The organism is Nostoc sp. DedSLP03 (assembly GCF_034530815.1).
Classification (GTDB): domain Bacteria; phylum Cyanobacteriota; class Cyanobacteriia; order Cyanobacteriales; family Nostocaceae; genus Nostoc.
On record NZ_JAVRCK010000178.1, the window covers coordinates 1 to 5,958 of the forward strand.

Consider the following 5,958-nt stretch of genomic DNA (forward strand, 5'->3'; position numbering starts at 1 on the left):
TTTAGGTCATTTCTAAAAATACAGCATTTGCGATCGCACCTGCGGAATGTGGGCTTTAGGGGCTGGGATTAAGTCTATAGCAATCCTATTTGATTCCTGATTACTCGTAAGGATCGGGGACTGGGGACTGGGAAGATAGGAATAAAGGTGTACTGAGTTTTTTCAGAAATCAAATATGAGTCCTATATATTCAATTTCCAGAGAAGTAAAAAAGGTGATTGAATGCCTAATTCAGAGGGTTATAGTCTGAAAGCAGACGATCTAAAAGCTTACGTTCGTATGGATTTAAAGATGAGGCAGATGTTCCGAATTCCTGTAATTTATGGTAAACAAAATCACCTTCAAATGTTTCGATACGTTCTTCTAAGTCTCCATAGAGTTCCTGAAAGGTGAACTCAGTTGCTAAAGCTAAAGTAATTTGTTCTCGGTCTTTACCAAGTGACCGACCGTTAAATTGATAATCACCTTGAGAATGTTGGGATAGTAGCCCAAGAGCGATCGCTAATAGCAAAGTTTGATAAGCTAGTTTTAATTCTCTACCAGAACCTATTTCTTCTGGGATTAAATCGGGAATGTTTTCGTCTTCATCGATTTGTTCGCTCTGAGTCCGTTCATAGCAGTCTCGATAATACTCAATTTGGCTGAGAAAATAAGCCGGAAAGCCCAAGGAACGAGTCAAAATACACAACCGTTGCTCATCTTCAGCTACTAAGGCGGTTAAACTACGACTAAAGCGACTGTAAAACGCAAAAATTTGTTCTTTATCTTTTGCTCCCAGCCAGAGAGTAATTTCCCGTTGAGAAGTTGGGTTTAAGTTAGCGTCAATATCTTGAATTCGTAGTAACAAACTAGCGCTGTCATAAAGTTGATTCAAACGCAAATTAGCTGTATTGGCGGCAATTAAATCTGATTGCTTTAATACTTCGCCAATAGATAAATTACCCAACTGCTCGAACTGCTGACGAGCAAAGGGTATAAGTTGATTCTGAAATTCTTCAGCAGAAATTTTCCACGACTGAGAACGGCTAACCTGTTCCTGAGTAAACTTTTCAGTTGGTAATGTGGAAAGAAAACTTTGGTAATAAGTATCAATATCCGCATCAGTTAGAACTGTGAGCCGAGTTTCGGAGAACTTCGTAGTAGCTCGATCGCGTTGAGCAACCAAATTATTGTATATTTCAGAGAAATCGGACAGAGTTTGACGTAAGGTTTCAGTTCTTTGTTTAGCTGTTTTAATCAAATAATTTAACGCCTCGACACGGAGATTTTGGGCGTATAAATCGTACTCTAACTTTAATTGTTCGTTATAGCTGCGACGCAATTCGACGGCGGTTGCTTTAATAGAGCTTTCTAAGCGTTTAATTTGTTTCTGAACCTTCTGAATGCGATCGCGAATATTAGTGCTGTACTTGAGCCAAACAATACCTAAGTAAGTCAAAATTGTTACCGCAGTCCAAAGCAGATAACTAACTAAGTTAGCCCAAAACTTTTGCAAAAATAGCCATAGTGTTGATTGACTGAAAATTCCGGTTAGAACCAGCAAGGCGAATATTGCACCAGTAACCAAGGTAGGATAAACGATCAAATACTGTGAACGAAAACGGTTTTCTTCCGTTAGCAGTTCATCTAAGTTATCTGTAGCTTTTTCGAGTTGATTTTCAATGGCTGTTAAGTGGTTCTGAGCTACAACGATCGCAGCTTCAGCTTGTTCGCGAGCGCGAGCGATCGCCATAAAGCGAATTTGTCGAGCTTGTTCGATTTCAGTATTTAACGCTTGACGATAGTCAGCAACTGCTATTTCTAGCTGTTTCTGAGTTGTTTGTAAATCTTGCAGTTGTTCTTCAGATTTTCTTTCAGCTAAACCATCTTGTAATTGTTGCTGCCGTAATTTTAAGGATAGAACTTGGTTAAGCAGCTTTTGAGTCTCTTCTCGATCAATTGTTACCTGCAATCTTGAGTCGAGAAATGCTTCAGCCGCACGTAGTTCTGTAACCAGATTTTGGGATTGATCGCCAATGGCATCCGTTTGCAGTTCCAAATACAAAAAGGTCAATATATTTAATAGCCTAACTCCTTCATGTAAGCCTCTAGGTGTAGCATCAATATAGCTATTTATGCTGTGATCTAGGAAGCTGGTGAGGTTTCCTTGTAGTTGTTTACAACACTTTTCCAACGTGCGCTTATAAGAAAGTAGCTCTTTATTTTCAAACTGCCGATAAGCACGCTGCAATTCCATCCCATATTCCCGCGCCATGCCAGTATGAATGTCAATACGCGGATTAAAATCTTGCCAAACTGGTTTACCGTTGTCTCGTTCTAATTGCAGAAAAGCATTACTGAAATCTTCGCTGAGAACAAATCCTTTAGCATCTAATAGGCATTTGCGACTTGCTTCGGGAGTGAATTCTGCCTTCGGTAAAAACTGCTCCATGATAATATCGGCAGCAAAGCCAGCACTCAAACGGTTAATAGTTGTTTCTCCTGCGAAAAACAATTCTCCATAACCAAATGAACTATAAGCGGGTATTTTTCCCCGCACTTTTTGTGCGCCAAGCAATAAGCCGTTGGTTTCCGGTTCCACGGTGAGAAAACCTGCCAAAGCATCAGCATAGCTAGGCAAATTATCCTTCAGTCCCCCAATTCGCTCGTCCATCAGCCAGCAGTTATCAAAAGGTGGTACTTTTTGGGCACCTGTAATTACAACGCCACCGATCATTTTGTAATCTAATTCTTTCAGGAAGGCGTAAGCAGCACCGTAATCAGCAGTTGTGGCTTGGGTAAATAACCCTGGCAATAGCAATAAAGCTTCTAAGCTGTAAGGAATATCTGTAAAGTACTTAGAAAATAGCCAACGAATCAAGCGTACTATGTCAAAAACTACTCCCCTAGCAAATTGATTGCTGGCTGAAAGCATCATATATACTCGATGGCTGCTGCTGATTTCTACTCCTTGGCGTTTCGCTGCGATCGCTTCTTTGGATTGACTAGCCGTTTTCAATAATTCGATCAGTGCAGTTTGCAGTTCGCCAGTCGCTTCACTGAACTGGGTACGAATTTTGGAAACATAAGCTTGTTTACTATGAGTTTGAGCCAGCTCAAAACTCGTGTCAGCAAACTGATCTAACTCGCCACTAAAGCCAAAAGTTTGACCATCCCAAGTTAAATTATAAGTTTGGATTAAACAGGTTTGCTCGGCTGGAAATTTTTGCAGTTGCCGTTTAATGGCTGTACAAAAAGCGGCACTGTGAGGATCGAGTGCAAGTAAAATAGTTGGTTTTGGCATGGGGACACTCTCAGAGTGCAAACTATAGGGCTAAATAATCACATCTAAATCTTCCAGGTAAGCTTCAATTTCCTGGATTTCCATTTCTACCTGTTCTTGAATTTGGGCATCAACCTTGCCTCCCTTTAAAACTTGATTGAGGTGATTGATGTAGTTTTGCAAAGTAGATTTGGCTTTGTCTTGGTCTTCGTGGGTAATCTGCTCAACTTTGTTAGCAATTTCCTTGACTAAAGGCAAGTTACTTTTGAAAGCTTTAAATGCTGATTTGCGATCGCCTCCCAATGGCAAAACTCCGCCGTCTAATCTTTTCGCTTGTTCTGTAGAAACAAAATATTTTTTACCCTGATTGACAATTAATTTATATGGATCGGGTGCCAGGGCTAAAGCAAACCAACGCAATGCCCCACCGTCATCTTCTGGAGGAATTAAATTAGCTAAGTTTGTCCAATTACGATGCAAATGCTTAAAGACTTTATTTGGATCTAGGTAGGCTGACTCCATATCCCTCATTCCGTTGAATGCAAATAAGGGAACACCAATTTCTACTCGAAACAGCATCACCTTATGAGGTTCACCTGTTGGTACGAAAGAAGGATTATTATTTCCTTTAGGCAAACGATTAGAAAGAGGCGGATCGCTAAAAATTGTGTTGTTGCTCTCTACTCCGTAGTAATAAAATTCTGTGATTACGTGCTGCTGTTGAACGGGAATTTCCGTTTCTTCATACTGCCAAAGAGGAACTGCAAGTTTGCCAAGTTGTTGCAAATCTTGCCCCGCATCTTCAGGATTGCTATCTGCTAAAACCTGTTCAACAGTCATGCTGGTGAGAGGATAGTAAGCTTCATTTACAAATTTCAGAATTTCGTTCTTGACATCTTCAGCTTTTTTCTCAGACCAATTTGTTAAAGTTTGAGACTGTTCTCGATGCCAACGGATAAAATCTTCGCCAGTAACTTTGGGGCGTTTCGATTGCAGATTGATGCGCTGAATGGTGTGAATAAAAGGATTATCGTTACTTCCTTGACGGCTGACCTCGTGATAACTCTGTTCTATATCTCGATAAACTTTATCTAAGTTGCTGTGTAGACGCTGACATTTTTCCTGGATTTGCTCTACCTTAGCCCGTAGTACACCATAGAGTTCAGCCGCTTTATCACACCGTTTCCAATGTAAATAAGTTTTCCACTTTTGGTCAGCCCGTTCTTTGTATCTCTGACAAGCTGCTTGGATTGTGTTTTTATTTGGGAACCAAGTTTCTGCGGCTTCTTTAATTTTTTCTTCCTGAGCTTCTAATTTCAAAGCATTGAAGCTGGATTGCGCCTCTTGCGATTTTTGCTGCACACTTTGCTGTAATTCGTCTAATTTTTGGGAAAGTTTGCTCAAAAATTCCGAAACATAAGCTAGTCCATTGGGACGGTTAAGACCGCGTTCCCAGAAAGTTGCGATCGCAGCAGATGCAGTCTGCTCTAAGCGATAAAAACTCAATCCCAGTTCTTGACCCGTCCGTTGTTCAAATTGATCTAACTGCCGTTTGTAGAGTTCTTTGATTGTCGGCAAAGCTGTGCGATCCTGACGGATTTCGCCAATTCTAAATTCGGGTTTCATTTGCCCGCCGCGATCGCTTTCAGTCAACGCATTCAGGAGAGTAGTCGCTTCTGCTAACTTGCAATCTTCTAAAAATCGGGTAATGTCGCTTTCTAAATCGATTGTTGCGGTAGATGCCATCAACTCATTTTTCAGCAAGCTTTGAGCATCCTCTAATTTCATCCGCTCATATTGCTGTACTGGCAGAGTCAGGGTAGCAAAGCCAAAACTACAATAATTTATATTGCGTCCTCGAACTTTTTCACCAGTTGCCAGATAAGCGCGAATATTATCAGCAACGTTAGCAGCGTCTAAACCGATTTGAGAACCAATTTGGATGTACAAGCCATCTGCAACTAAATTTTGTAAATCGTCTGGACGACCGACTACAGTTCCATTTTTGTTAACCCCGTCAATTAAAAATACAGCATCAAAGGGAGGGCGATCGGCTTTGATTTTTTTGGTGCCATAATCAATCTCAATGCTATTAGAGGGTGACAATCCCCAAAAGTGTTCGATTTCCTTGAGAGCGCCATAGGCATTAGACTTCACCAAGTGAGTTTGGGGAATATTGGCAAACACTCTGGGTAAAACAAATACTCCTGTAATATTAGAAAAATTATTGAGATGTTGCCGTGTTAAAAAAGCTGTATCTAAGAATGTGCCACTGCCCGTTCCACCCGCTAAACTGCCAACAATAAAAACTTCGACACCATCCCGACTGGAAACTTGAAAGTTCTCTGAAAATGCTTGTTTACTAGTGCGAATTTCGCGGACAGCATTGATTGCTTGAGCAATTAAAGCATCAATATCGCCTACTCTCGCAAATAAGGCGAGCCGTCCCCGGGCCCGAATTTGTCCGGCACCACCGATCAAGGCATTTGCTGGAATGTCCCTAGGCCACCATTCAGCGATGTGGTCGTTACGTGTTAGCGGTAGGGGATTTGCGACAGAAATTGCATAAAGTTCATTAGGTTCTAAGACAACCTTGGTGCCATCAGGTGATTTTTCTCGTTCTTGGATATTTTCAGTAGTAACGCCTAATGTGAATTAGGAAAAAAGGCGGGAGAAGTAAGAAGATGAAAGTTACC

Annotated in this window: 2 protein-coding genes; both read right to left on the reverse strand. The window is 41.1% G+C overall.

What is annotated here, in order from left to right; all coding sequences use genetic code 11:
• Positions 1–226: 226 nt before the first annotated feature.
• The gene (locus tag RM368_RS37690) at positions 227–3,283 is read right to left on the reverse strand and encodes a hypothetical protein (RefSeq protein WP_322698795.1); all 3,057 of its coding nucleotides are present in this window, start codon (positions 3,281–3,283) and stop codon (positions 227–229) included.
• A gap of 30 nt (positions 3,284–3,313) precedes the next feature.
• On the reverse strand, positions 3,314–5,890 hold the full coding sequence (locus tag RM368_RS37695; RefSeq protein ID WP_322698796.1) for a tubulin-like doman-containing protein: 2,577 nt from the start codon (positions 5,888–5,890) through the stop codon (positions 3,314–3,316).
• Positions 5,891–5,958 lie beyond the last annotated feature (68 nt).

Bases quoted from the DNA above. Each gene is read 5' to 3' on its own strand.
- RM368_RS37690 (WP_322698795.1), bottom strand. From the start codon at position 3,283: ATGCCAAAACCAACTATTTTACTTGCACTCGATCCTCACAGTGCCGCT.